This window comes from Streptomyces sp. CA-181903, assembly GCF_050937075.1.
In the GTDB taxonomy this organism is placed as follows: Bacteria; Actinomycetota; Actinomycetes; order Streptomycetales; family Streptomycetaceae; genus Streptomyces.
In genome coordinates this window covers 5,681,664-5,707,069 of record NZ_JBNJLY010000001.1, presented here as the reverse complement: position 1 = coordinate 5,707,069, position 25,406 = coordinate 5,681,664, and the positions used below count along the sequence as shown (strand labels likewise).

Sequence of the window (25,406 nt, the reverse complement as noted above, 5' to 3'; positions counted from 1 at the left end):
GGGAAGAAATCGACGGGGAGCGGCCGGACGGCCCGCGCGGCGGCTCACGTCGTCGCCTGCGCCGGCAGGTCCGCGCGCACGGGCGGACGTCCCGCCGCCATCCGCAGCGTGAGCACCATCGTCATGCCGCCGCCGGGGGTGTCCTCGGCGGCGAGCGTGCCGCCCATGGCCTCGGCGAAGCCACGGGCCACCGCGAGGCCCAGCCCGACGCCGGCGCCGCGCGGGGCGTCGCCGTAGCGCTGGAAGGGCTCGAAGATGCGGTCCTTGGCGCTGTCGGGGACGCCGGGGCCGCGGTCGGCCACCCGTACCTCGACGCGGTCGCCGAGGGCGCTGGCGGCCACGTGGACGGGCGTGCCGGCCGGGCTGTACTTGACGGCGTTCTCGACGATGTTGGCGACGCTGCGCTCCAGCAGGCCCGGGTCGACGGCGACCATCGGCAGCGTCTCCGGGATGTCGAGCGTGACGCTGCCCTCCGGGACGCCGCCGAGGGCCATCGGGACGACCTCGTCGAGGTCGATCTCGCGGATGAGCGGGGTGACGGTGCCGGTCTGGAGGCGGGACATGTCGAGGAGGTTGCCGACGAGGTGGTCGAGACGGTCGGCGCCGTCCTCGATGCCGGCCAGCAGCTCGGCCTCGTCCTCCTCGGACCAGGCGACGTCGTCGGAGCGCAGCGAGCTGACGGCGGCCTTGATGGCGGCCAGCGGGGTGCGCAGGTCGTGGCTGACGGCGGCGAGCAGGGCGGTGCGGATCCGGTTGCCCTCGTCCAGCCTGCGGGCCCGCTCGGCCTCGCCGACCAGCCGCTGGCGGTCCAGGACGAGCGCGGCCTGGGCGGCGAAGGCGGCCAGCACCCGGCGGTCCTCGGCGGGCAGCACGCGCCCGGCGAGGACGAGCGCCATGGTGTCGCCGACGGGCATGTCCACGTCGCCGTCCTCGGGGCGCAGCAGCGGCTTGCCGGAGTTGCCGACGACGCTCGCGGCGCAGGTCCAGGGGTCGACGTCGCTGGCGCGTTCCAGGAGGGCGACGGAGTCCATGGAGAAGGTCTCCCGCAGCCGCTCCAGCAGCGCCTCCAGGCTGTTGTCGCCGCGCAGCACGCTGCCGGCCAGGAACGAGAGTATTTCGGACTCGGCGCGCAGCCGGGCCGCCTGGTGGGTGCGGCGGGCGGCGAGGTCGACGACGGAGGCCACGGACACGGCGACGAAGATGAAGATCGCCATGGCCACGATGTTCTTGGGATCGGTGATCGTCAGCTCGTGGAGCGGCCGGGTGAAGAACCAGTTCAGCAGGAGCGAGCCGAAGGCCGCCGAGGCCAGCGCCGGCAGCAGTCCGCCCAGCAGCGCCGCGGCCACCGTCATGCACAGGCACAGCAGCATGTCGTTGGCCAGGCCCAGGTCCGGCAGGACGTGCGTGAGCAGCAGGGTGAGCAGGACGGGCCCGAGGAGGCCGACGAGCCAGCCGGCGACGATGCGGCCCTTGCCGAGCCGGGCGCCCCGGGCGACGGGCAGCCCCCGGCCCTTGGCGACCTCCTCGTGGGTGACGATGTGGACGTCGAGGTCGGGGCCCGAGTCCCGGGCGACGGTCTGCCCGACGCCGGGGCCGAAGATGTACTGCCAGGTCTTGCGGCGGCTGGAGCCGAGGACGATCTGGGTGGCGTTGACGCCGCGCGCGAACTCCAGCAGGGAGGCGGGCACGTCGTCGCCTATGACGTGGTGGAAGGTGCCGCCCAGGTCCTCGACGAGGGTGCGCTGGACCGCCAGTTCCTTGGGCGAGGCGGCGGTCAGCCCGTCGCTGCGGGCGATGTAGACGGCGAGGATCTCGCTGCCGGAGCCCTTGGCCGCCATCCGGGAGGCCCGCCGGATGAGGGTGCGGCCCTCGGGGCCGCCGGTGAGGCCCACGACGATGCGCTCGCGGGCCTGCCATATCGTCGAGACGTCGTGGTCGGAGCGGTACTGCCGCAGGTACTCGTCGACCCGGTCGGCGGTCCACAGCAGGGCCAGCTCGCGCAGGGCGGTGAGGTTTCCGGGGCGGAAGTAGTTGGAGAGGGCCGCGTCGACCTTGTCCGGCTTGTAGATGTTGCCGTGCGCCATGCGCCGGCGCAGCGCCTGTGGCGACATGTCGACGAGCTCGATCTGGCCGGCGCGGCGGACGACCTCGTCGGGGACGGTCTCCTGCTGGCGCACGCCCGTTATCGACTCGACGACGTCGCCCAGCGACTCCAGGTGCTGGATGTTGAGGGTGGAGACGACGTCGATGCCGGCCTGGAGCAGCTCCTCGACGTCCTGCCAGCGCTTGGTGTTGCGCGAGCCGGGGACGTTGGTGTGGGCCAGCTCGTCGACGAGGGCGACGGCGGGACGGCGGGCCAGGACGGCGTCCACGTCCATCTCGGTGAAGACGCCGTTCCGGTAGGGGATCTCCCGGCGGGGCACCTCCTCCAGGCCGTGCAGCATGACCTCGGTGCGCGGGCGGCCGTGGTGCTCCACGAACCCCACGACGACGTCGGTGCCGCGCTCGACCCGTCGGTGGGCCTCGGAGAGCATGGCGTAGGTCTTGCCGACGCCCGGTGCCGCACCGAGGTAGATCCGGAGATTGCCGCGTCCCATGGCCCCATTGTCTTTCAGCGTCGCGCCGGGGACCGGGCCGGTTCTCCGTCCTGGGTGCCGCACCGGCGCGCAGGGGAAGCTTACGGCGGGCGGTCCGGACATATCGGGCGTGCGGGGAGCGTGTGCCGGGTATTGACGCAGCTCTGACGCCTGCCCGGCCCGGAGGGCGGGGTGCGGACGCACCGGCGGGCGTACCGGGACGTTCCGGAATAACGTGAAGGTATCGCCCACAGCTCTCCTCACAAGACCTTCGAGATCTTCACGGCCTCTCACGACCCTCATAACCCTCACGACCCTTACGACCCTCACGACCCTCACGACCCTCACGACGAGGAGGACACATGTCCGCTCGACCCGATCGCACACTCCGGGACAAGGTCGTCGTGATCGGCGGCGCCTCCCGCAACCTCGGCGGCCTGATCGCGCGCGAGATCGCTCCGGACGGCGCCAAGGTGGTCGTCCACTACAACAGCGACTCCTCGCGCGACAAGGCCGAACAGACGGCCGGGGACGTCAGGAAGGCCGGCGGCGAGGCCGTCACGCACCAGGGCGACCTGACCCGGGTCGCCGAGGTGGAGAAGCTCTTCGACGCGGCGGTGCGGGAGTTCGGCAGGGTCGACTGCGTGGTCAACACCGCGGGCATGGTCATCAAGAAGCCGATGACCGAGACCACCGAGGAGGAGTTCGACAAGATGTTCGCCGTCAACACCAAGGCGGCGTACTTCATGATGCGCGAGGCCGCCAAGCGCGTGGAGGACGGCGGGAAGATCATCACCATCGTCACCTCGCTGCTGGCCGCCTACACCGGCCTGTACTCGGTGTACGCCGGCAGCAAGGCGCCCGTCGAGCACTTCACCCGCGCCCTGTCCAAGGAGCTGTTCGGCCGGAACATCTCCGTCAACAACATCGCCCCGGGCCCCATGGACACCGGCTTCTTCTACCCGGCCGAGACGGACGACTCCATCGCGTACCACAAGTCGTCCGCCATGAACGGCGATCTGACGAAGATCGAGGACATCGTCCCGTATGTGAAGTTCCTGCTCACGGACGGCTGGTGGCTCAACGGGCAGACGCTGTTCGTCAACGGCGGCTACACCACGCGCTGACGGAACGCCTCCGCCGGAACGCGCGGAAGGGCCGCGCCGGACGGATCCGGCGCGGCCCTTCGACGCCGTCTCACCGGGAGGCGGCCAGCTCCTTCAACGCCACGTTCAGCTTCAGGACGTTGACGCGCTCCTCCCCCATGAAGCCCAGCTGCCGCCCGTCCGTGTGGTCCTTCACCAGCCGCTCCACCGCGCCGGCGGAGAGGCCGTTGGCCCTGGCGACGCGGGCCGCCTGGAGCCGGGCGTACGCCGGGGAGATGTCCGGGTCCACGCCGGAGGCCGACGCCGTGAGGGCGTCCACCGGGACCGCCGACGGGGAGACCCCGTTGAAGGCCGCGACGTCCGCGCGGCGCTTCTCGACGCTCTCCAGCAGCACCTTGCTGTCGGCCGCCAGGTTGGAGGCGCCCGAGACGAGCAGGCTGTACTTGGTGTTCTCGGTGTTGGGCCCGGCCGCCGAGGGGCGCGGCTGGAAGAACTTCGGGTCGGGCAGCGGATTGCCGTCCTTGTCCTTCTTGTCGAGCGTGTAGCTCTGGCCGAGCAGCGCCGAGCCGACGGACTTGCCGTCCACCGTCACCTCGGAGCCGTTCGCCTTGTCGTGGAAGGCCAGTTGGGCCAGGCCCGTGACGACCAGCGGGTAGATCACGCCGCAGACCAGGGTGAGGACGAGCAGGGCCCGGAGCCCGGCTCCCGCGACCCGGGCGGCGCTGCGTACGGAGATGTTCATGGTGTCGTCACCCGATGCCAGGGATGAGGGAGATGAGCAGGTCGATGATTTTGATGCCGATGAACGGGGAGACGAGGCCGCCCAGCCCGTAGACCAGGAGATTGCGGCGGAGCATCGCGTCCGCGCTCATCGGCCGGTAGCGCACGCCCTTGAGGGCGAGCGGCACCAGCGCCACGATGATCAGCGCGTTGAAGACCACGGCCGACAGGATCGCCGTCTGGGGCGAGTGCAGGCTCATGATGTTGAGCTTGTCCAGGCCCGGATAGGCCACCGCGAACATCGCCGGGATGATCGCGAAGTACTTCGCGACGTCGTTGGCGATCGAGAAGGTGGTGAGCGCGCCGCGCGTGATGAGCAGCTGCTTGCCGATCTCGACGATCTCGATGAGCTTGGTGGGGTCGGAGTCCAGGTCCACCATGTTCCCGGCCTCCTTGGCGGCCGAGGTGCCGGTGTTCATGGCGACGCCGACGTCCGCCTGGGCCAGCGCGGGCGCGTCGTTCGTCCCGTCGCCGGTCATCGCGACGAGCTTGCCGCCGGCCTGCTCGCGCTTGATGAGGGCCATCTTGTCCTCGGGGGTGGCCTCGGCGAGGAAGTCGTCGACGCCGGCCTCCTCGGCGATGGCCTTGGCCGTCAGCGGGTTGTCACCCGTGATCATGACGGTCTTGATGCCCATGCGGCGCAGTTCCTCGAACCGCTCCCGCATGCCGTCCTTGACGACGTCCTTGAGGTGGATGACGCCCAGGACGCGCGCGCCCTTGTCGTCCTCCAAGGCCACGAGCAGCGGCGTGCCGCCGGCCTGCGAAATTTCGTCGGTGAGCGTCCGGGCGTCCGAGGCGACGGTGCCGCCGCGCTCCTCGACCCAGGCGATGACCGAACCGGTCGCGCCCTTGCGGACCTTCCGGCCCTCGACGTCCACGCCCGACATCCGGGTCTGCGCCGTGAACGGGATCCACTCGGCGCCGACCAGCTCGCCCTCGTGCCGCTCACGCAGCCCGTACTTCTCCTTGGCGAGGACGACGATCGAGCGGCCCTCCGGCGTCTCGTCGGCGAGCGACGACAGCTGCGCCGCGTCCGCGACCTCGGCCGCCATGGTGCCCTTGACCGGCACGAACTCGGCGGCCTGCCGGTTGCCGTAGGTGATGGTGCCGGTCTTGTCGAGCAGCAGCGTCGAGACGTCGCCCGCGGCCTCCACCGCGCGCCCGGACATCGCCAGGACGTTCCGCTGCACCAGCCGGTCCATGCCGGCGATGCCGATCGCCGACAGCAGGGCGCCGATCGTGGTCGGGATGAGGCAGACCAGCAGGGCCGCCAGGACGATCATCGTCTGCTCGGCGCCCGCGTAGATCGCGAACGGCTGGAGGGTGACCACCGCCAGCAGGAAGACGATGGTCAGCGAGGCCAGCAGGATGTTGAGCGCGATCTCGTTGGGCGTCTTCTGCCGGGCCGCACCCTCCACCAGGTTGATCATCCGGTCGATGAAGGTCTCGCCCGGCTTGGTGGTGATCTTGATGACGATGCGGTCGGAGAGCACCTTGGTGCCGCCGGTGACCGCCGAGCGGTCGCCGCCGGACTCCCGGATCACCGGCGCCGACTCGCCCGTGATCGCCGACTCGTCGACGGAGGCCACGCCCTCGACGACGTCGCCGTCGCCCGGGATGACGTCCCCCGCCTCGCAGACGACCAGGTCCCCCACGCGCAGCTCGGTGCCCGGCACCGACTCCTCGTCGGCGCCGTTCAGCCGGCGGGCCACGGTGTCGGTCTTGGCCTTGCGCAGGGTGTCGGCCTGCGCCTTGCCCCGGCCCTCGGCGACGGCCTCCGCGAGGTTGGCGAAGAGGACGGTCAGCCAGAGCCAGACGGTGATCGTCCAGCCGAACCAGTCGCCCGGGTCCTTCAGCGCCAGCCCGGTGGTGACCACCGAGCCGACCTCCACCACGAACATCACCGGGGACTTGACCATCACCCGGGGGTCGAGCTTCCGGAACGCGTCCGGCAGCGACCTGACGAGCTGCGCGGGGTCGAAGAGGCCGCCGGAGACCCGGCCGTGCTCCTCGGGTCCCGGCGCCCCCTCCTCGCCCTGCGGGCCTTCGGAGGCGGTACGGACAGGGGTGGTCGTGCTCATGAGAGTCCCTCCGCCATCGGGCCAAGGGCCAGGGCCGGGAAGTAGGTCAAGCCGGTGATGACGATGATCGCGCCGACGAGCAGCCCGGCGAACAGCGGCTTCTCGGTGCGCAGGGTGCCCGCGGTCTCCGGCACGGGCTGCTGCTCGGCGAGCGAGCCGGCCAGGGCCAGGACGAAGACCATCGGCAGGAAGCGGCCGAGCAGCATGGCGAGGCCGATCGTGGTGTTGTACCAGGGCGTGTTGGCGTTGAGGCCGGCGAAGGCCGAGCCGTTGTTGTTGGCGCCGGACGTGAACGCGTACAGGACCTCGGAGAAGCCGTGCGCCCCGCTGTCGTGCACCGAGTTCCCCGCGGTGTTGAGGATCGACTCCGGCGGCGAGGACAGCGCCATGGACAGGGCGGTGAAGCCCAGCACCAGCGTCGGCGTGACGAGGATGTAGCAGGCGGCGAGCTTGATCTCGCGGGTGCCGATCTTCTTGCCGAGGTACTCGGGCGTCCGGCCGACCATCAGGCCCGCGATGAACACCGCGATGACCGCCATGACGAGCATGCCGTAGAGGCCGGAGCCGACGCCGCCGGGCGCGATCTCGCCGAGCATCATGCCCAGCAGCGTGATCCCGCCGCCGAGACCGGTGAACGAGGAGTGGAACGAGTCCACCGCGCCGGTCGAGGTGAGGGTCGTGGTGGTAGCGAAGATCGCCGACGCCCCGACGCCGAACCGCTGCTCCTTGCCCTCCATCGCCCCGCCGGCCGCCTGGAGCGCGGCGCCGTGGTGGGCGTATTCCGTCCACATCATCAGCGCCGTGAAGCCGAGCCAGATCAGGCCCATGGTGGCCAGGATCGCGTAGCCCTGCTTGACGTTGCCGACCAGCTTCCCGAAGGTGCGGGTGAGTGCGAACGGAATGACGAGGATCAGGAAGATCTCGAAGAGGTTGGAGAACGCGTTCGGGTTCTCGAAGGGGTGGGCCGAGTTGGCGTTGAAGTAACCGCCGCCGTTGGTGCCCAGCTCCTTGATGACCTCCTGCGAGGCCACGGCACCGCCGTTGACCTGCTGCGTGCCGCCGGTGAGCTGCCCGATCCCGTGGATCCCCGCGAAGTTCTGGATCGCGCCGCAGGCCACCAGGACCAGCGCGCCGACCACGGATATCGGGATCAGGATGCGGACGGTGCCGCGCACCAGGTCGGTCCAGAAGTTGCCCAGTTCACCGGTGCGGGCCCGGGCGAAGCCCCGGACCAGCGCGATGGCGACGGCCATGCCGACCGCGGCGGAGACGAAGTTCTGCACCGCCAGGCCGAGCGTCTGCACGGCGTGGCCCATGGCCTGCTCGCCGCTGTACGACTGCCAGTTGGTGTTGGCGACGAACGACGCGGCGGTGTTGAACGCCTGGTCGGGCGCGATCGCGGTGAAGCCGAGCGACAGCCGGCCGGGCAGGACGCCCTGGATCCGCTGGAGCAGGTAGAGGAACAGGATGCTCGCCAGCGAGAAGGCCAGCACGCCGCGCAGGTACGCGGGCCAGCGCATCTGCGCCCGCGGGTCCGCGCCGATCAGGCGGTAGATCCACTTCTCGGGGCGCAGGTGCTTCTCGGAGCTGTAGACGCCGGCCATGTAGTCGCCGAGCGGGCGGTACGCCAGCGCCAGCGCCGCGACGACCGCGGTGAGCTGGAGGACTCCGGAGAGGACGGGGCTCATGACTGTGCTCAGAACCTCTCCGGGAAGACGAGGGCGAGGATCAGGTAGCCCAGCAGGGCGACGGCCACGATCAGGCCGACGATGTTCTCGGTGCTCACAGCTTCGTCACCCCCTTGGCGACGAGAGCCACCAGCGCGAAGACCGCGATCGCGGTGGCGACGAAGGCCGCGTCGGCCATCGTGTGCTCCTAGAGAGATCGGACAGGAACGGACCTCTAGAGGAAACCCCCGCGATCGGTGCGCGGGGCGTTCGTTGACGCCTCCCTTACGGCCATTAGCACCCCCTTGACGAGTTCCATACGGAAGCGCCGGGGACCTGCGGAAACGCCACCGGGCCGGAACCCTTGGGGAAGGGTTCCGGCCCGGTGGAGGGTCGTAATCAGGCCGTTGACGACGGCCGTTGACGCGGGGTGTCAGCGGACCTCGGAGATCTCCGGACCGCGCTGGAGGCGCTCCACGCCCCCGGCGAAGCGGGAGCCCTGCTGCTCGTCGTCCTGCATGCCCTCGGCGACCATCTGGGCGTCGTCGGGCAGCTTCAGGACGATCGGGTCGCGGGGTGCCATCGGCGACTCGCCGCGCACCACGACGGTGTCCCGGAAGATCTGTTCCAGCATGCCGGCGGTCTGCGGCTGCACCGCGCCCTGGCCCGAGATCACACCGCGCAGGAACCAGCGCGGCCCGTCACAGCCCACGAAGCGCACCAGCTGCACCCCGTTCGTCCCGTCCGGGAGGGCGACGGGCACCTGTGCCCGCAGCTCCCAGCCCAGCGGGCCCTGCACCTCGTCCACGACACCGCCCTGCTGGGTGATGCCGCCGGCGATCTCGTCCCGCACCTCGTGCCAGATGCCCTCGCGCTTGGGGCGGCGAACGCCTGGAGCTGCACCGCGCTGTCGCGCAGCACCACGGTCGCGGCGACGATCGCGTCCCCCGCGACCTCGACCCGCAGCTCCATTCCCTCGACGCCCGGCACGAACAGGCCACCCAGGTCGACCCGGCCCTCGGCGGGCGCGTGGACCTCGGAGACGTCCCACGGCCCGTCCGGACGCGGCTCCGGCTCCAGCCGGACCCGGCTCTCGGCCGCGGCGTCCTGTGCGGACTCCGCACCCTCGGCGGACTCCTCGGAGGTCACGTCGTCGAACTGCTCGACGGCGTCCTCGCTGCGCTTGCGGCGACGACCGAACACGTCACTGTCCTTCCCGGTCAGAGGCGACCGAAGCGAATCCATGCCCCACGGCGGCGTGGCCCCCGGTGGACCCGAAGCCCCCTTCGCCCCGCGCCGAGCCGGGAAGCTCCGCCACCTCGTGGAAGCGGACCTTCTCGACCTGCTGGACAACCAACTGGGCAACGCGGTCGAACCTCTCGAACCGCACGCTCTCGCGCGGGTCCAGATTGACCACAATCACCTTGATCTCTCCACGGTACCCGGCATCGATGGTCCCCGGGGCGTTCACCATGGAGACCCCGCACCGGGCCGCGAGACCCGAACGTGGATGCACGAAGGCCGCATACCCATCGGGCAGCGCGATCGACACCCCCGTCGGGAGAACGGCGCGTTCCCCGGGCGCGAGCACGGCCGCCTCGGTGGTCACGAGGTCGCAGCCGGCGTCACCGGGGTGACCGTACGCGGGGACCGGCACCTCGGGGTCGAGGCGGCGGAGCAGGACGTCGACGGGCGGACGGTTCACGGGTTCACCTCGAAGGCTCGGACGACCTTGACCTGATCCGGGTCGGCGAGCGCCGCGTTGATCTCGGCGGGGCGGCCGTTGTCGATGAAGTGCTCCACCTTGACCTCGATGAAGACGGCGTCCGCGCGGACCGCGAGGGGCCCGTCCGGACCGCCGAGCCGCCCGGTGGCCGTGCAGTAGATCTTGCGGTGGTGGACGGCGAGGACCTTCGCCTCCAGGTACAGCACGCTGTCCACGGGGACGGGCAGCAGGAAGTCCGTCTCCAGCCGGCCGGTCACGGCGATGACCCGGGTCAGCCAGTTCAGCGACCCCAGGGTCTCGTCCAGCGCCGTCGCCAGCACGCCGCCGTGCGCCAGGCCGGGGGCTCCCTGATGCGCTTCCTTGACCCGGAACTCGGCCGTCACGGCCACGCCCTCGCCGGCCCGCACCTCCAGGTGCAGACCGTGCGGCACGCCCTGGCCGCAGCCGAAGCAGTTCTCGTAGTGCGCCCCGATGACCTCGCCCGGCGCGGGGGCCTCGGGGTGCCGCACCGGCGGCCCGGCGTCGGCCGGCGGTGTCAGCGCTGTCGTTCGTCCACTCACAGGGGCTGACCTTACCCGCGCGAGCGGTGCCCGGTCCCGCCCGTGCCAAGCTTGAGCCCATGCAGCACTACGAAGAACGCCTGACCGCGCCGCGCTCCTGGTGGACCATCGCCGTTCTGATCGGGGTGGCCTGCGCCCTGATCACGCTGCCGCTCGGCACCATCCCGATGCTCGGCGGACTGGTCGTCGGCGGGGCGCTGGCGACGATCGCCGTGAGCGCCTACGGCTCGGTGCGGATCCGGGTGGTGGGCGACACCCTGCTGGCCGGGGACGCGCGGATCCCGTGCGCGGTGCTGGGCGCCGCCGAGGTCCTGGACCCGGAGGAGGCGCGGGCCTGGCGCAGCCACAAGGCCGACAGCCGGGCGTTCATGCTGCTGCGCGGATATGTGCCGACCGCCCTGCGGATCGAGGTCACGGACCCGGCCGACCCGACGCCGTACCTGTACCTGTCGACCCGCTCCCCCGAGCGGCTGGCGGCGGCGGTGGCGGCGGGGCGGGAGTCGGCCGCCAAGGCCGACCAGGGCTGATCCAAGGCTGACGAGGAGCCGGCCCGGGCCGGCCGGAGGTTCCCCAGGTCCCCCGGGCGGGGCTCAGGGCGCGTCCTGGGGGCCCTCCGGCGCCGGGAGCGCGGCCCAGGGCACCTGGTGGCGGCGCAGGTCGGCGCGGACCTTCTCGGCCAGTCTGCGGGTGTCCCGGCGGTTCATGACGGCCCCGACGGTCGCGCCGATCATGAACGGCGTGAGGTTGGGGAGGTTGCGGAAGGTGCGCTTGAGGACCCGCTGGCGCAGTTCGCGGCGGAGCTGCCCGCCGAGCGCCGCGTTGACGCTGGTCGGTTTGGTGACGTCCACCCCGCGCTCGTCGGCCCAGGCCGCGAGGTAGGCGAACGTGCGCTGGCGCAGTGTGCCGGGCGCCCGGAGTCCGTAGACCTCGTGCAGCTCGGCGATCAGTTTGAGCTCCACGGCCGCGACGCCGACGATCTCGGCGGCGAGCTCGGCCGGCATGGCCGGCGGGACGGGCAGCATGGCCGCCGCCCCGATGCCGGCTCCCACGGTGGACGTGCCGTTGGCGGCGCCGGTCACCAGCTTGTCGGCGATCTCCTCCGGGCCGAGGCCCGGGAACTGACGGCGCAGGGTCGCCAGATCGCGTACCTGGACGCGAGGCGCGGTGGCGATGATCCGGTCGACGACGGCGGTCAGACCCGCCCGCGCGCCCCGGCTCCACCGTCCGGCCCTGCCCTTGGAAGGACCCGCCTCTTGGGACGGCCCTTCACCGCGGCCGCCCGCGGCGGCGAGCGAGGCCCCGGGCCCCGCTCGGCGTGCGCGCCGGCCGCTTCGTGCGCGCCCGTCACGGCGCGGTCCGGCCCGGTGGCGTCCCCCGTACGCCCAAGAGCCCCGGACCGCCGTGCGAGCCGCTTACGGAACGGTTCCGAGCCTGCCATCGCAGACCCTTGCCTACTCGCAGTCGCGGCAGATCGGCTGGCCGTTCTTCTCTCCGGCCAGCTGGCTGCGGTGGTGCACGAGGAAGCAGCTCATGCAGGTGAACTCGTCGGCCTGTCGGGGCAGGACGCGGACGGACAGCTCCTCGTTGGAAAGGTCCGCGCCCGGCAGCTCCAGGCCCTCGACGGCCTCGAACTCGTCGACGTCGACTGCCGAGGCCGACTTGTCGTTCCGCCGGGACTTCAGTTCCTCGATGCTGTCCTCGTTGACGTCATCGTCGGTCTTGCGTGGGGTGTCGTAGTCCGTTGCCATGTCGCTCTCCCCCTCTGGGTGTCTGCGGTGTCTCCAGCGCACGTAACGCGCGAGAGGCCGGACTTGTGCCCGACCCAAGGCGGAGATTTTGCCTCACATCAAGGTCTGTTACTCAATCGACACCCAACCGCACACCTGAAGAGGTGATGGGATCGGGTGGCGAACGGGACCGTACACGGTCCGCAGGCCGCTCGTGGCAGCGCCATCTCCTGTACTTCCCGTGATCAAGACCCCCGGAAACCCCCATTTTCCAGGCGTTCCCCCAGGGGATCCGATCACGGAGAGTGGATGGCCGGATGTCCCTCCGTGTGATCGATCACACACGAAGACAGCGTTCATCAGACCAGGAAAATTCCGCCCAAAGCGAACCCGTGTCCGCGCCATTGTCGCAGAATTCCGCGACGCGTGGAGTCTGTCAGGTGCCTGCCACGGCCTTGGCGCGTTCCTCTCAGGCGGGCAGCACCACCCGCATGACGAGCCCGCCGCCCTCGCGGGGCTCCGCCGTGATCCGGCCGCCGTGGGCCCTGGCCACCGACCGCACGATGGACAGGCCGAGACCCACCCCCTTGTCGCTGCCGGTGCGCTCGGTCCGCAGCCTGCGGAACGGCTCGAAGATGTTGTCCAGCTCGTAGGCGGGGACCACGGGACCGGTGTTCTCCACCACCAGCACGGCCTCGCCGGGCCGGGACTCGGTGGTCACCTCCACCCAGCCGCCCTCCGGCACGTTGTACCGGACGGCGTTCTGCACCAGGTTCAGCGCGACGCGCTCCAGCAGGACGCCGTTGCCCTGCACCACGGCGGGCAGCCGCTCGCCCCGCAGCTCCACGCCCTTGGCCTGGGCCTCCCCGCGGGCCTGGTCCAGCGCCTGCGAGGCCACCTCGGCCAGGTCGACGGGCTTGCGGTCCACGATCTCGTTGTCGCTCCGGGCCAGCAGCAGCAGGCCCTCCACGAGCTGCTCGCTGCGTTCGTTGGTCGCCAGCAGCGTCTTGCCGAGCTGCTGGAGCTCGGGTGACGCCCCGGGATCGGAGAGGTGGACCTCCAACAGCGTCCGGTTGATCGCCAGGGGTGTGCGCAGCTCGTGCGAGGCGTTGGCCACGAAACGTTGCTGCGCCGTGAAGGCCCGTTCCAGCCGGTCCAGCATCTCGTCGAAGGTGTCCGAGAGCTCCTTCAGCTCGTCGTCCGGGCCGCCCAGTTCGATGCGCCGGGTCAGGTCCGTGGCGGCCACCCGGCGGGCGGTGCGGGTGATCTTGCCGAGCGGCGAGAGGACGCGTCCGGCCATGGCGTAGCCGAAGGCGAACGCGATCACGGCCAGGCCGAGCAGGGCCAGCAGCGAGCGCCGGAGGAGGCCGTTGAGGGCTATGGCGCGCTGGTGGTTCATGCACACCTGGACGGCGTTCTCCAGCTCCCGGGCGTCGATTCGGCCGGGGCGGAGGGAGGGACAGGCGTTGCTGGTGCTCTCCAGGTTGCCGTCGATGAAGCGGAACGGCAGATAGCTGCCCTCCCGCATGGCGTCCGCCGCCAGCAGGTAGATGATCGTGAGCAGCAGGACGCCCGCCATCAGGAACATCCCGCCGTAGAGCAGGGTGAGCCGTATCCGGATGGTGGGCCGCAGCCAGGGGAAGGGGCGTACGACGGGCTGGCGCGGGTCCCAGGCGGGCCGTGGCGGGGCCGTCGGCCGGGGAGGGGGCTGGGAGGCCGCCGGCGGCGTGCTCGCCGAGGAGGGGGGCGTGGAGGCCATCGGGTCAGATCCGGTATCCGGAGCCGGGGACCGTGACGATCACGGGCGGCTCGCCGAGCTTGCGGCGCAGCGTCATGACGGTGACGCGGACGACGTTGGTGAACGGGTCGGTGTTCTCGTCCCACGCCTTTTCCAGCAGCTGCTCGGCGGAGACGACGGCGCCCTCACTGCGCATCAGCACCTCCAGCACCGCGAACTCCTTGGGTGCCAGCTGCACCTCGCGTCCGTCGCGGAACACCTCGCGGCGGTTGGGGTCGAGCCGGATGCCGGCCCGCTCCAGGACGGGCGGGAGGGCGACGGTGGTGCGCCGGCCCAGCGCCCGGACGCGGGCGATCAGCTCGCTGAAGGCGAAGGGCTTGGGCAGGTAGTCGTCGGCGCCGATCTCCAGGCCCTCGACGCGGTCGCTGACGTCGCCGGAGGCGGTGAGCATCAGGATGCGGGTGGCCAGCTGGAGCTCGACGACCTTGCGGCAGACGTCGTCGCCGTGGACCAGCGGCAGGTCGCGGTCGAGGACGATCACGTCGTAGTCGTTGACGGCGATGCGCTCCAGGGCGGCGGCTCCGTCGTACACGACGTCGACGGCCATGGCCTCCCGGCGCAGTCCGGTGGCGACGGCATCGGCGAGCAGTTGCTCGTCCTCGACGACGAGTACGCGCACGGGGCTCTTCCTTCCTCAAGGGCCCGACGGGCCTGGGGGTTCGGGGGTGGTTCCGGCGGCCCCGCGGGCAGGCCGGGGCGGCCACCGGTGATGCCCTCCATCCTGCCCCGAACACCGATAAACCGGCTGTAAGGGGCTCCCGGGCCGCCGCCGGAGGCGGGTTCCCGTCCGTTTGCGGACGGGAGGTTTCCGCGCGGACGGGGGTGGGGAAGACGTCTGCACACCCGCGATCACGACCCCCATCCCGTGGTGCGCCATGACCACGCGGCACCGCGGGGGACCACCACGCACGTGATCGTCTTCCCCGGCCACCGTCCGGGGAACCCCCGGCACACCCCCGTGCCACCGAGCCGACCCAGGAGGGGGCGCAGCATGGACGCGTTCACCGCCGGCATTCTGCAGCGCATAGAGACCACGCGGAGTGATCTCGACCGGGCCCGCCGCAGCGGAGACGACTTTCTCGTCGACATGGAACAGGCGGAGCTGGAGGACCTGCACCGCCTCGCCGCGGAGCACGGCGTCGAGGTCAGCGCCGCCTGACCCTTGACCCGGCCCAACGGGGGGAGCGCCCCGGTGCCTCGTGCGCCGGGGCGCTCCGCCGTGTGTGCCGCCGTACGCCGGAGGCGCCGGAATCAGTCGTGCCAGGCGCCCAGTTCCTCCAGGCGGGTCTGGAGGGGCTCGAAGAAGCCGGGCGGGGCGGCGACGGCGAGCTCGCCGGACGCGGGCGCGCCGGGGCGGCCGCCGGTGAGCGCCCCCGCCTCGCGGGCGACGAGGTCACCGGCCGCGAGGTCCCAGGGGTTGAGCCCGCGCTCGTAGTAGCCGTCGAGCCGGCCGCAGGCCACGTCGCAGAGGTCGATGGCGGCGGAGCCGCCGCGCCGGATGTCCCGGACCTCGGGCAGCAGCCGGCGGACCACCTCGGCCTGGGCGGTGCGGCGGGCGGTGAGGTAGCCGAAGCCGGTGCCGAGGAGGGCCTGCTCGAAGGCGGGCGCGGGACGGACCCGGAGCCGGCGGTCGCCGAGCCAGGCGCCCTCGCCGAGGACGGCCCGGTAGGTCTCACCGCGCAGGGGCGCGGCCACCACGCCGACGACCGTCTCGCCGGCGTACTCGGCGGCTATGGAGACGGACCAGGACGGCAGTCCGTAGAGGTAGTTGACCGTGCCGTCGAGGGGGTCGACCACCCAGCGCACCCCGCTGGTGCCGGGGGTGCTGGCGCCCTCCTCGCCCAGGACGCCGTCGTCGGGCCGGTGCTCGGCGAGGAAGCCGGTGATCAGCTTCTCGGAGGCGAGGTCCATCTCGGTGACGACGTCGATGGGGCTGGTCTTGGTGGCCGCCACCCCGAGGTCGGCGGGGCGGCCGTCCCTCAGCAGCGCGCCGGCCCGCTCTGCGGCCTCCAGGGCCACGGACAGCAGTTCGGCCTTGAGGGCGTCGGTGGGGGCGTTCACGGGTGCTCCTTGCCTGGTAGGGGTGGCGCGGCGGGGTCACGCGTAGGGGCTGTCCGCGCCCGCGGCGGCGGGGCGCGGCGCCCGGGCCGGGCAGCAGCCGACGGGACAGAGGTCGTGCGAGGGGCCCAGGGCGCCCAGCGCGCAGCGCTCGGGCCGCTCGCCGCGCTCGGCGGCGGCCCGCTCCAGGACCAGCTCGCGGACGGCGGCGGCGAAGCGCGGGTCGGCGCCCACGGTCGCCGCGCGGGCGACGGGCAGGCCCAGCTCGACGGCCTTGGCCTTGGCCTCGGTGTCGAGGTCGTACTTGACCTCCATGTGGTCGGAGACGAAGCCGATGGGGACCATCACGACCGCGGGGGCGCCCTCGGCGTGCACCGCCTCCAGGTGGTCGCAGATGTCGGGTTCCAGCCACGGGATGTGCGGGGCGCCGCTGCGGGACTGGTAGACCAGCCGCCAGGGCCGGTCGGTCCCGGTCTCCTCGCGCACCGCGTCGGCGATGGTCCGGGCCACGTCGAGGTGCTGGGCGACGTACGCGCCGCCGTCGCCGTGGTCCTCGGGCGGGCCGGAGGTGTCGGCGGCGGCCGTGGGGATGGAGTGGGTGGTGAAGGCGAGGTGTGCCCCGGCCCGGGCCTCCTCGGGCAGCTCCGCGAGGGCCGCCAGGGTGGCGTCGGTCATGGGGCGGACGAAGCCGGGGTGGTTGAAGTAGTGGCGCAGCTTGTCGACGCGCGGGACGGGCAGCCCCTCGGCCTCCAGGGCGGCCAGCGCGTCGGCCAGGTTCTCCCGGTACTGGCGGCAGCCGGAGTAGGAGGCGTACGCGCTGGTGGCGAGGGTGAGCACCCGGCGCCGGCCGTCGCGTACCAGCTCGCGGAGGGTGTCGGTCAGGTACGGCGCCCAGTTGCGGTTGCCCCAGTACACCGGCAGGTCGACGCCGCTCGCCGGGAACTCCTCGCGCAGGGCGCGCAGCAGCTCGCGGTTCTGGTCGTTGATGGGGCTGACGCCGCCGAACAGGAAGTAGTGCTGCCCGACCTCCTTGAGCCGCTCGCGGGGGATGCCCCGGCCGCGCGTCACGTTCTCCAGGAACGGGACGACGTCGTCCGGGCCTTCGGGGCCACCGAAGGAGAGCAGCAGCAGGGCGTCGTACGGGGCGTGGGCTGGCTGATCCGACATGGCTACGATCCTGCCACCCCCACTGACAGCCGCGTCACCCGGCACGGCGGGCCGGTGCGCCGGGCCTCCTGGGGACGGCGGGAAATACCACGCGGCGAACAGAGGTTCACCCGTAACCTGTATGGGCCATCGAAGGCACCTGCGGCACCCTCGTCATGAACCCCTCGTTCCTCTTCCTCAGGGCGGAGCCGGCTTGTCCAGTCCGTATCGCGCGATCTTCGCCGCACCCGGTGCCAAGAGCTTCTCCGCCGCCGGTCTCTTCGCCCGTATGCCGCTGTCGATGATGGGCATCGGCATCGTGACGATGATCTCGGAGATCACCGGGGAGTACGGGCTCGCGGGGGCGCTCTCCGCGGCACTCGCCCTGGCGACCGCGGCGATGGGGCCGCAGGTCTCGCGGCTGGTCGACCGGTACGGGCAGCGGCGCGTGCTGCGGCCGGCCACCCTGTTCTCGGTGGCCGCGACGGCCTGCCTGCTGCTGGGCGCGCGGCTGCGCTGGCCGCACTGGAGTCTCTTCGTCCTAGTGATCGGCGTGGGCGCGGTGCCGAGCGTGGGGGCGATGGTGCGGGCCCGGTGGGCGGCCCTCTACCGCGACTCCCCCGGTCACCTGCACACCGCCTACTCCGCCGAGTCCGTGATCGACGAGCTCGTGTTCATAGTCGGCCCGCTCCTCGCCATCGGCCTGTCGACCGGCTGGTTCCCGGAGGCCGGACCGCTGCTGGGGGGCGTCTTCCTGCTGCTCGGCGTCTTCTGGCTGACCGCCCAGCACGCCACCGAGCCCCCGCCGTCCGGGACGGCCCACGGCGGGGGCGGCTCCGCCCTGCGCTCGGGCGGGCTGCGGGTCCTCGTGGGGACGGCCGTGGCGTTGGGCGCCCTGTTCGGCTCCATCGAGGTCGTGACCGTGGCGTTCGCCGAGGAACTGGGTCACAAGGCGCTGTCCAGCGTGGTCCTGGCCGTGTGGGCGCTCGGCTCCTGCATCGCGGGCACGGTGTTCGGCCTGCTGCGCCCCAAGGGCGATCCCGCCCGCCGCTGGCTCGTCGGGGTCTGCGTGATGGCCGTGAGTATGATCCCCCTCCAACTGGTCGGGAACCTGCCGTCCCTGACCGTCGCGCTCTTCTTCGCGGGCCTGGCCATCGCACCCACGATGGTCACCACCATGGCCCTGGTCGAGCAGCACGTACCGCGCGCCAACCTGACCGAGGGCATGACCTGGACGAGCACCGGGATGGCGGTCGGGGCGGCACTCGGCTCGTCCGCCGCCGGAGCGGTGGTGGACGCCTCGGGCGCCGGCACGGGGTACGCGGTGCCCGGTGTGGCGGGAGCGCTGGCGGCCGTCGGGGCGTTCCTCGGGTACCGCCGACTGCGGTCGGCGCCGGAGCGGGTGTCCCGGCGCACCGGGACGTCCGTCCCGCGGCCTAGGGGAGGGTCTGGCGCACATGACGGAGACACCAGCGAGGACAGCATCAAGGACGCCCGCGCGGACGCCGGGAAGGACGCCGGCAAAGACGAGCGTGTGGCGTAACTGGGCGGGGAACGTCACCGCCTTCCCACTGCGGACGATCACTCCGGACACGGTTCCGGAACTGGCCCGGGCGGTGGCGTCCGCGGCCTCCGACGGGCTGCGGGTGAAGGCCGCGGGCTCCGGTCACTCCTTCACGGCCGCTGCCGCGACGGACGGGATACTCGTCCGCCCGCACCGGCTCGCCGGGATACGGTCCGTCGACCGCGCGGCCGGCACGGTGACGGTCGGGGCCGGCACCCGGCTCGCCGACCTGAACCGGGCGCTGTCCGCGCGGGGCCTGTCGCTGACGAACATGGGCGACATCATGGAGCAGACGGTCTCCGGCGCCGTCAGCACCGGCACCCACGGCACCGGCCGCGACTCGGCCTCGATCGCCGCGCAGGTCACGGCCCTGGAACTGGTCACCGCGGACGGTTCGGTGCTCTCCTGCTCGGCGGCCGAGCACCCGGAGGTGTTCGCGGCGGCCCGGGTGGGCCTCGGCGCGCTGGGCGTGATCACGGCGATCACCTTCGCCGTGGAGCCGGAGTTCCTGCTCACGGCGTGCGAGGAACCGATGTCCTTCGCACAGGTCACGTCCGAGTTCGACCGGCTCGCCACGGAGAACGAGCACTTCGAGTTCTACTGGTTCCCGCACACCGAGTGCTGCACCACCAAACGCAACAACCGCAGCCAGGGCCCCGCCGCGCCGCTCGGCCGCCTCGGCGCCTGGGTGGACGACGAGTTGCTGTCGAACGGGCTGTTCGGCGCGGTGTGCGCGGTCGGCCGGGCGGTGCCCCCGGCGGTGCCCTCCATCGCCCGCGTCACCGGCCGCGCCCTGTCCGCCCGTACCTACACGGACATCCCCTACCGGGTCTTCACCAGCCCCCGGCGGGTCCGCTTCGTGGAGATGGAGTACGCGCTGCCGCGCGAGGCCGCCGTGCCGGCGCTGCGCGAGCTGCGGGCGGTCATCGAGCGGCGGCGGCTGCGGGTCGCCTTCCCCGTCGAGGTCCGGACCGCGCCCGCCGACGACGTCTGGCTGTCGACCGCCTCCGGGCGCGACACCGTCTACCTCGCGGTGCACATGTACCGGCGCGCGCCGCACCGGGCGTACTTTTCGGCGGCGGAGGAGATCATGCTCGCCCACGGCGGCCGGCCGCACTGGGGGAAGCTGCACGGCCGGGACGCCGCCTATCTGGCCGGGGTCTACCCGCGGTTCGCCGACTTCACGGCCGTACGGGACCGGCTGGACCCCGACCGGGTGTTCGGCAACCCGTATCTGCGGCGGGTGCTCGGGGACTGAGCCGCCGGGGCGCACGCCGGCTCAGGCGCCGCCGCCCTTTCCCTGGGCCGGCGGCGCGCTCGCGCCGCCCTTGCCCTCGGCCGTGCCGCCCTTGCCGGCGTCCGGCGAGCCGCCCGGGTCCGGGGTCCGGTCCGGGCTCGGCGAGGCGCCGCCCGACGGGGACTTCCCCGGGTCCGGCGTCTGCCCGCCGGAGCCGCCGGCGGGCCGCGAGGCGTCGGGGGACGGCGTCGCGCCCCCGCTCTTGTCCGAGCCCTCGCCGCCGTCCGTGCCCGGTGAACGGGACGGGTCCTGACGCCCGTCCGTCCCCTCGCCGGTCCCGGGGCCGGTGCCGTGGGAGCCGTCCCGGCCGTTGTCGCCGCCGGTCCCCCGCTTGCCGTCGTTCTCGGGGCCCTTGGGCTCCTTCCCCTTCTCCTGTTTGTCCTGCTGGAAGGAGCGCATGATCGTGGTCCCGCCCTTGGTGCCGTCGGCGCTCTCCCCGGACACCAGCTCGACCGCCGTCACCGCGCCCATGGCGAGGACGAAGACCGCGCCGGCGGCCAGAAACGGCCGCTTCCAGCCGCGCCACCGGGTGCCGTGCGTCGTACCGGCCGAGAACTCCCCGGAAAACGCTTCGGAGCCGTGAACGGGGTGCGCACTGTCGTACGCGCCGGGGTACGCACCGGCGTGCGCTTCCGGCAGCATCCGCGTCGCATCCTCGTCACGGTCCGTGCCGATCCGCGCGAACAGCGCGGTCCGGTCCGGGTCCGGCGGCAGCGCCGCGCCCGGGTGCCCGGCCGTGGCGTCGGAGGTGTCGGCGGCGCGCGCCCGGCCGACGGCGCGCTCCGCGTCGCCCAGCGGGACCTGGCGCAGCCTCGGTCGCGCGGCCTGCACAGCCACGTCCCGCACCTGCTCGCCGGTCCTTCTGAACAGGTGCTGGAAGACCGTGCCGCCCGTGGTGGCGACCACGCTGACGACACCGGCGCCGATCACCGTGCCGTAGACACCGAGCTTGCCGGCGAGCAGGGCGGCGACCACCGCGGCCAGCGCGCTGCCCGCCACCTGGGCGACGCTCAAGTCCAGGCGTTTGCCCTTGGCTTTTGCGCCACTTTCGGCTTTGTCGTCCATCTCCAGCCTCTGTCGATCCTTTCGCGCCTCTTGCACTCAGAAAGGACATTCGAGCGTAACGAACAGTTCCGAATCCGGTGATTGTGTGAACCTCACCACCCGTGGGAAGGTCTCCGGCGCAAGAGGGGGCAATCAACTCCCTTGCCGGACGTGAACATCGATGGCGCGCCGCTCCACCCCCAGTGGTCCGAATGGAGTACTGTGGCGAGCCCGGCCCCGGTATCCCGTCCGGTTGCCCGGACCCAACGGGAGGGGCCCGGGCGGCTCTCGCCCCGTCAACTCGGCAATGTTGTGGCAGGCTGCTACCCGGGCAGGCCACACTCGACCAGCGGAAGCAGCGACGCACGTGACGTCGGCAGGCACCACCCGGGAGGTCCCCATGCCCGAACTGCGTGTCGTGGCCGTCTCCAACGACGGCACACGGCTGGTGCTCAAGGCTGCGGACAGCACGGAGTACACCCTTCCCATCGACGAGCGGCTGCGCGCCGCCGTGCGCAACGACCGCGCACGCCTGGGGCAGATCGAGATCGAGGTGGAGAGCCACCTCAGGCCCCGTGACATCCAGGCCCGGATCCGGGCCGGCGCCTCCGCCGAGGAGGTCGCCCAGCTGGCCGGCATCCCCGTCGAACGCGTGCGCCGGTTCGAGGGCCCGGTCCTCGCGGAGCGCGCCTTCATGGCCGAGCGCGCCCGCAAGACCCCCGTGCGCCGCCTCGGCGAGAGCACCGGGCCGCAGCTCGGCGAGGCCGTGGCGGAGCGGCTGCTGCTGCGCGGCGCCGAGAAGGACTCCGCGCAGTGGGACTCGTGGCGGCGCGACGACGGCACCTGGGAGGTGCTGCTGGTCTACCGCATGGCCGGCGAGCCGCGTGCCGCGAGCTGGACCTACGATCCGCCGCGCCGGATCGTCTCTGCGCTGGACGACGAGGCGCGGGCGCTGATCGGCGAGACCGAGGACACCCCGGAGCCCAGCTTCCCCTTCGTCCCGCGCATCGCCCGGCTGCCCCGGGAGCGGCCGCAGGACCGCCCGGCGCCGGAGCCCGTGGAGGCCCCGGCGGCCGTCGCGGCGCCCGCCGCCGAGGAGGCCGCCAAGGAACGCGACTCCCTGACCAGCCTGCTGGAGGCCGTGCCCAGCTTCCGGGGCGACATGGTCGTACCCGAGCCGCCGTCGGCACCGCCGGTCGAGGTCCCGGCGGAGGAGGCGGAGGCCGTGGAGCCGCCCGCTCCGGCGGCGAGCGCCGGTTCGGCGTACGCGGACGTGCTGATGCCCCGGTCGGTGGCCGGGCACCGGGAGCGGCTGGTCGGCACCACGGACCGGCAGGCGGAGGCGGACGGCGTCCGGCCGGGCCGCAGGGCCGCGGTCCCGAGCTGGGACGAGATCGTCTTCGGGACGCGGCGCAAGAAACAGGACTGAGGCCGGACCGGGCGGCCTGATTCCGCCGGTCCGCCCCTTTCGCGTGGTTCCTTGCGATCGAACCCCCGTAACCCTTTTGCCTGAATCGCCGGGCGGCCGCGCCCGGCGATCGGCCTGCTCGGCCCGGGAGCCCGGCGCGGCCCGGTTCAGCCCGGCTCAGCCCGGCTGTGCCCCCGTGGCCACCGGACGGGACGGGTCCGCCGTCCACTCGCTCCACGAACCGGCGTACAGCGCGGCCGGAACGCCCGCCACGGCCAGCGCCAGCACCTCGTGCGCCCCGGAGACCCCGGACCCGCAGTAGACGCCCACCTCGGCCCCCGGCACCGCGCCGAGCGCCGAGAAGCGCTCGGCCAGCTCGGCGGCCGGCCGGAACAGCCCGTCCGCGGCCACGTTCTCGGTGGTCGGCGCGGAGAGCGCGCCCGGGATGTGCCCGGCGACCGGGTCCAGCGGCTCCACCTCGCCGCGGTAGCGCTCCGCCGCGCGGGCGTCCAGCAGCACGCCCCGGCGGGCGAGCGCCACGGCGCCGTCCGCGTCGAGCAGCGGCACCGCGCCCGGCGCCGGGACGAAGTCGCCCTCGGCGACCTCCGGTACCTCGTCGGTGAGTTCGCCGCCCGCGGCCGTCCACGCGGCCACGCCGCCGTCGAGGACGCGTACCGACCGGTGACCCGTCCAGCGCAACAGCCACCAGGTGCGGGCCGCGGCCCAGTTCTGGCCGCCGTCGTACACGATCACGTCGTCGTCCGCGCGGACGCCGGCGCGGCGCATCGCGGCCCCGAAGGCGGCCGGGTCGGGCAGCGGGTGGCGGCAGCCCGTGCCCGGGGGGACCTTGGGGCCCGTCAGTTCCTCCTCCAGGTCCAGGTAGACGGCCCCGGCGAGGTGACCGGCGGCGTACTCGGGGCGGCACGACGGGCCGCCGGACTGCCAACGGACGTCCAGCAGCCGGAGCGGCCGCTCCCCCGCCGCCGACAGCTCCGCCAATTCCCTTGCGCTGATGATCGGATTCATGCGGGCCATCCTGGCGTAGTCACCTCTGCGTCCGACAGGCACCCTGGCGGGACAGCGCACGACCGATCGATACTGGACGGCAAGGGCCCCGAAACGGAAGCGAAACACGATTTCCGGCCTCTTCCTGCTGGATCCCGCGGGAACCAGTGTCATCCGGCGCGGCCGGGGGGCATGACACGACCGGTGGTGCAACGATCTGTCCAGGCACCGTCCCGCACCACCCCGCGCGCCGCGGTCCACGGGAGTTCCGCCCGTGCCGTCAGGCCATGGGAGCGCCGCGCGGCCACCACGATGGTCCGAGGAGAGAGCGACGATGACCGAGGTATGGGGGTCCGCCCCGCAGCGGAGCGAGGGGCAGGTCCGGCACGTCCCGGGCACTCCCTGCTGGACGAGCCTGCTGGTGCACGACCTGGGGGCGACGCAGGAGTTCTACGGCGGCCTCTTCGGCTGGAGCTACGACAACCCCGGGCCGTGCCGGCTCGGCCCCTGCGTCCGCGCCGTGCTCGACGGCCGCGAGGTCGCCGGGCTCGGCGAACTGCCGCCTGACCGGCGGCTGCCGAGGGAGTGGACCACCTATCTGGCCAGTTCCGACGCCGATGTGACGGCGGAGTGGATCCGCTGCTCGGGCGGCACGGTGGGGGTGGGCCCGCTCGCCACCGGGGACGTGGGCCGCCTGGTGCTGGCCTCCGACCCGGCCGGCGCCCCCTTCGGCGTCCGGCAGCCGCACGAGCCCCCGGCGCCGACGGCACCCGGGGTGCCCGGGACGGCCGTGTGGCACGAGCTGCTGACCCATGACGCGGCCGTCGCCGTGAAGTTCTACAAGGCGCTCTTCCCCTACGAGGTCAAGCCGGCCGGCTCCGTCGACTCCGACCGGCTCACCCTGCACCTGGACGGCCGGCCCGTCGCCTCCGTGCGCGGGGTCGGGGCCGCGGTGCGGCGCCCGCGGTGGACGACCTGGTTCGAGGTGGCCGACACCGACGCCGCCGTCCGGCGGGCGGAGGAGTTGGGCGGGCGGATGCTGGAGCCCCCGCAGGACGGGCCGGCGGGGCGGACGGCGTCGGTCGCGGACCCGGAGGGGGCCGTCCTCACGCTGGTGCGGTCACCTCGTTAGCCGCGCCGCCCGCCGGCTCGGGGGCCACCGGCTCGGGGTCCACGGGCAGGACGTCCGGGGAGAGCGCGGCGGCCCGGGCCGCCGCCGCGGTGAGACGCCGGCGGTGGTGACGGCGGCACAGCACTTCGTAACCCACCACCGCCTCCGGCTGGTTGACGTCCCCGACGACGACCTGGGCGCCCTCGACGACCATCTGCCCGCCGACCGTCCGGGCGTTGTGGGTGGCGCGGGCGCCGCACCAGCAGAGGGCCTCGACCTGGAGGACCTCGATGCGGTCGGCGAGTTCGACCAGCCGCTGGGAGCCGGGGAAGAGCCGGGTGCGGAAGTCGGTGGTGATGCCGAAGGCGAAGACGTCGAGTTCGAGGTCGTCGACGATCCGGGCGAGCTGGTCCACCTGTTCGGGGGCGAGGAACTGGGCCTCGTCCGCGATGACGTAGTCCACCCGGCCGCCCGCGGAGAGCCGGCCGACCACATGGGCGTAGAAGTCGAACCCCTCGCCCGCCTCGACGGAGTCCGTCACCAGGCCGAGCCGGGACGACAGTTTGCCCTCGCCCGCGCGGTCGTTGCGACTGTAGATCATCCCTTGCAGACCGCGGGCCGAGCGGTTGTGCTCGATCTGCAGAGCGAGGGTGCTCTTTCCGCAGTCCATCGTTCCGGAGAAGAACACCAGCTCGGGCATGGGAAGGCCAACGCCTTTCGTTTCGTGGGGCGGGAAAAGGTACGGGGTGGTG

At 72.6% G+C, this 25,406-nt stretch carries 23 protein-coding genes and 1 pseudogene; 7 read left to right on the top strand and 17 right to left on the bottom strand.

Annotated elements, in window-relative coordinates:
- Window positions 1-44: 44 nt before the first annotated feature.
- A complete protein-coding gene (locus ACQEVS_RS25525) occupies window positions 45-2,597 on the bottom strand; it encodes an ATP-binding protein (RefSeq protein WP_433023894.1) in 2,553 nt (850 codons plus the stop codon).
- Window positions 2,598-2,938: 341 nt separating this feature from the next.
- On the opposite strand from ACQEVS_RS25525, the gene ACQEVS_RS25520 reads away from it, so the two are divergent.
- Complete coding sequence (locus tag ACQEVS_RS25520; RefSeq protein WP_433023892.1) at window positions 2,939-3,703, top strand: SDR family oxidoreductase; 765 nt, start codon at window positions 2,939-2,941, stop codon at window positions 3,701-3,703.
- A 70-nt stretch (window positions 3,704-3,773) separates the two neighbouring features.
- On the opposite strand, the gene kdpC is transcribed toward ACQEVS_RS25520, so the two are convergent.
- The 7 genes and pseudogenes from kdpC to ACQEVS_RS25485 all read right to left on the bottom strand — a co-directional run bounded on the left by kdpC (window position 3,774) and on the right by ACQEVS_RS25485 (window position 10,496).
- Window positions 3,774-4,424, bottom strand: coding sequence for a potassium-transporting ATPase subunit KdpC (gene kdpC, locus ACQEVS_RS25515; RefSeq protein ID WP_433023890.1), 651 nt, complete (start codon window positions 4,422-4,424; stop codon window positions 3,774-3,776).
- A 7-nt stretch (window positions 4,425-4,431) separates the two neighbouring features.
- On the bottom strand, window positions 4,432-6,543 hold the full coding sequence (gene kdpB, locus ACQEVS_RS25510) for a potassium-transporting ATPase subunit KdpB (RefSeq protein WP_433023888.1): 2,112 nt from the start codon (window positions 6,541-6,543) through the stop codon (window positions 4,432-4,434).
- A complete protein-coding gene (kdpA, locus tag ACQEVS_RS25505) occupies window positions 6,540-8,231 on the bottom strand; it encodes a potassium-transporting ATPase subunit KdpA (RefSeq protein WP_433023886.1) in 1,692 nt (563 codons plus the stop codon). The genes kdpB and kdpA overlap by 4 nt, the downstream gene beginning before the upstream one ends.
- A gap of 8 nt (window positions 8,232-8,239) precedes the next feature.
- Window positions 8,240-8,329, bottom strand: a complete 90-nt coding sequence (gene kdpF, locus ACQEVS_RS25500; protein ID WP_433023884.1) for a K(+)-transporting ATPase subunit F — start codon at window positions 8,327-8,329, stop codon at window positions 8,240-8,242.
- A gap of 314 nt (window positions 8,330-8,643) precedes the next feature.
- Window positions 8,644-9,413: pseudogene (locus ACQEVS_RS25495) on the bottom strand (DUF3710 domain-containing protein).
- 1 nt (window position 9,414) lies between these two features.
- A complete protein-coding gene (gene dut / locus ACQEVS_RS25490; protein WP_433023882.1) occupies window positions 9,415-9,915 on the bottom strand; it encodes a dUTP diphosphatase in 501 nt (166 codons plus the stop codon).
- Window positions 9,912-10,496: a PaaI family thioesterase gene (locus tag ACQEVS_RS25485; RefSeq protein ID WP_433023880.1), complete on the bottom strand. Its 585-nt coding sequence runs from the start codon at window positions 10,494-10,496 to the stop codon at window positions 9,912-9,914. The genes dut and ACQEVS_RS25485 overlap by 4 nt, the downstream gene beginning before the upstream one ends.
- Window positions 10,497-10,555: 59 nt before the next feature.
- On the opposite strand from ACQEVS_RS25485, the gene ACQEVS_RS25480 reads away from it, so the two are divergent.
- Window positions 10,556-11,023: a DUF3093 domain-containing protein gene (locus ACQEVS_RS25480; protein WP_433023878.1), complete on the top strand. Its 468-nt coding sequence runs from the start codon at window positions 10,556-10,558 to the stop codon at window positions 11,021-11,023.
- Window positions 11,024-11,086: 63 nt separating this feature from the next.
- On the opposite strand, the gene ACQEVS_RS25475 is transcribed toward ACQEVS_RS25480, so the two are convergent.
- The 4 genes from ACQEVS_RS25475 to ACQEVS_RS25460 all read right to left on the bottom strand — a co-directional run bounded on the left by ACQEVS_RS25475 (window position 11,087) and on the right by ACQEVS_RS25460 (window position 14,640).
- Window positions 11,087-11,575 carry a hypothetical protein gene (locus ACQEVS_RS25475; protein ID WP_433023876.1) on the bottom strand — a complete coding sequence of 163 codons (489 nt, stop codon included), beginning with the start codon at window positions 11,573-11,575 and terminating at the stop codon, window positions 11,087-11,089.
- A gap of 372 nt (window positions 11,576-11,947) precedes the next feature.
- Window positions 11,948-12,244 carry a DUF4193 domain-containing protein gene (locus ACQEVS_RS25470; RefSeq protein WP_004949312.1) on the bottom strand — a complete coding sequence of 99 codons (297 nt, stop codon included), beginning with the start codon at window positions 12,242-12,244 and terminating at the stop codon, window positions 11,948-11,950.
- Between the two features lie 448 nt (window positions 12,245-12,692).
- Window positions 12,693-13,982, bottom strand: a complete 1,290-nt coding sequence (locus tag ACQEVS_RS25465) for a sensor histidine kinase (protein ID WP_433023874.1) — start codon at window positions 13,980-13,982, stop codon at window positions 12,693-12,695.
- 4 nt (window positions 13,983-13,986) lie between these two features.
- On the bottom strand, window positions 13,987-14,640 hold the full coding sequence (locus ACQEVS_RS25460; RefSeq protein WP_004949316.1) for a response regulator transcription factor: 654 nt from the start codon (window positions 14,638-14,640) through the stop codon (window positions 13,987-13,989).
- Window positions 14,641-15,012: 372 nt separating this feature from the next.
- Here ACQEVS_RS25460 and ACQEVS_RS25455 point away from each other — a divergent pair, with 372 nt between their 5' ends.
- Window positions 15,013-15,180, top strand: coding sequence for a hypothetical protein (locus ACQEVS_RS25455; protein WP_004949318.1), 168 nt, complete (start codon window positions 15,013-15,015; stop codon window positions 15,178-15,180).
- A 92-nt stretch (window positions 15,181-15,272) separates the two neighbouring features.
- Here the strand turns inward: ACQEVS_RS25455 and ACQEVS_RS25450 are convergent, their stop codons facing one another.
- Window positions 15,273-16,082, bottom strand: coding sequence for an inositol monophosphatase family protein (locus ACQEVS_RS25450; RefSeq protein ID WP_433023871.1), 810 nt, complete (start codon window positions 16,080-16,082; stop codon window positions 15,273-15,275).
- A gap of 36 nt (window positions 16,083-16,118) precedes the next feature.
- On the bottom strand, window positions 16,119-17,246 hold the full coding sequence (locus ACQEVS_RS25445) for a ferrochelatase (protein ID WP_433023869.1): 1,128 nt from the start codon (window positions 17,244-17,246) through the stop codon (window positions 16,119-16,121).
- A gap of 193 nt (window positions 17,247-17,439) precedes the next feature.
- On the opposite strand from ACQEVS_RS25445, the gene ACQEVS_RS25440 reads away from it, so the two are divergent.
- A complete protein-coding gene (locus tag ACQEVS_RS25440; protein ID WP_433023867.1) occupies window positions 17,440-18,768 on the top strand; it encodes an MFS transporter in 1,329 nt (442 codons plus the stop codon).
- Window positions 18,683-20,047, top strand: coding sequence for a D-arabinono-1,4-lactone oxidase (locus ACQEVS_RS25435; RefSeq protein WP_433023865.1), 1,365 nt, complete (start codon window positions 18,683-18,685; stop codon window positions 20,045-20,047). Before ACQEVS_RS25440 ends, ACQEVS_RS25435 begins: the two co-directional genes overlap by 86 nt.
- 21 nt (window positions 20,048-20,068) lie before the next feature.
- Here ACQEVS_RS25435 and ACQEVS_RS25430 read toward each other — a convergent pair whose 3' ends face one another.
- Complete coding sequence (locus ACQEVS_RS25430; protein ID WP_433023863.1) at window positions 20,069-21,151, bottom strand: hypothetical protein; 1,083 nt, start codon at window positions 21,149-21,151, stop codon at window positions 20,069-20,071.
- Window positions 21,152-21,497: 346 nt separating this feature from the next.
- Here ACQEVS_RS25430 and sepH point away from each other — a divergent pair, with 346 nt between their 5' ends.
- Window positions 21,498-22,559 (top strand): septation protein SepH, encoded by a 1,062-nt coding sequence (gene sepH / locus ACQEVS_RS25425; protein ID WP_433023861.1) that lies wholly within the window; start codon window positions 21,498-21,500, stop codon window positions 22,557-22,559.
- Window positions 22,560-22,715: 156 nt separating this feature from the next.
- Here sepH and ACQEVS_RS25420 read toward each other — a convergent pair whose 3' ends face one another.
- Window positions 22,716-23,564, bottom strand: a complete 849-nt coding sequence (locus ACQEVS_RS25420) for a sulfurtransferase (protein WP_433023859.1) — start codon at window positions 23,562-23,564, stop codon at window positions 22,716-22,718.
- A 313-nt stretch (window positions 23,565-23,877) separates the two neighbouring features.
- Between ACQEVS_RS25420 and ACQEVS_RS25415 the strand changes: the two genes are divergently transcribed.
- Entirely contained in the window at window positions 23,878-24,675 is a 798-nt protein-coding gene (locus tag ACQEVS_RS25415) for a VOC family protein (protein ID WP_433023857.1), read from the top strand.
- On the opposite strand, the gene ACQEVS_RS25410 is transcribed toward ACQEVS_RS25415, so the two are convergent.
- Complete coding sequence (locus tag ACQEVS_RS25410) at window positions 24,650-25,354, bottom strand: thymidine kinase (protein WP_433023855.1); 705 nt, start codon at window positions 25,352-25,354, stop codon at window positions 24,650-24,652. The two genes, ACQEVS_RS25415 and ACQEVS_RS25410, sit on opposite strands and share 26 nt — an antisense overlap.
- Window positions 25,355-25,406 lie beyond the last annotated feature (52 nt).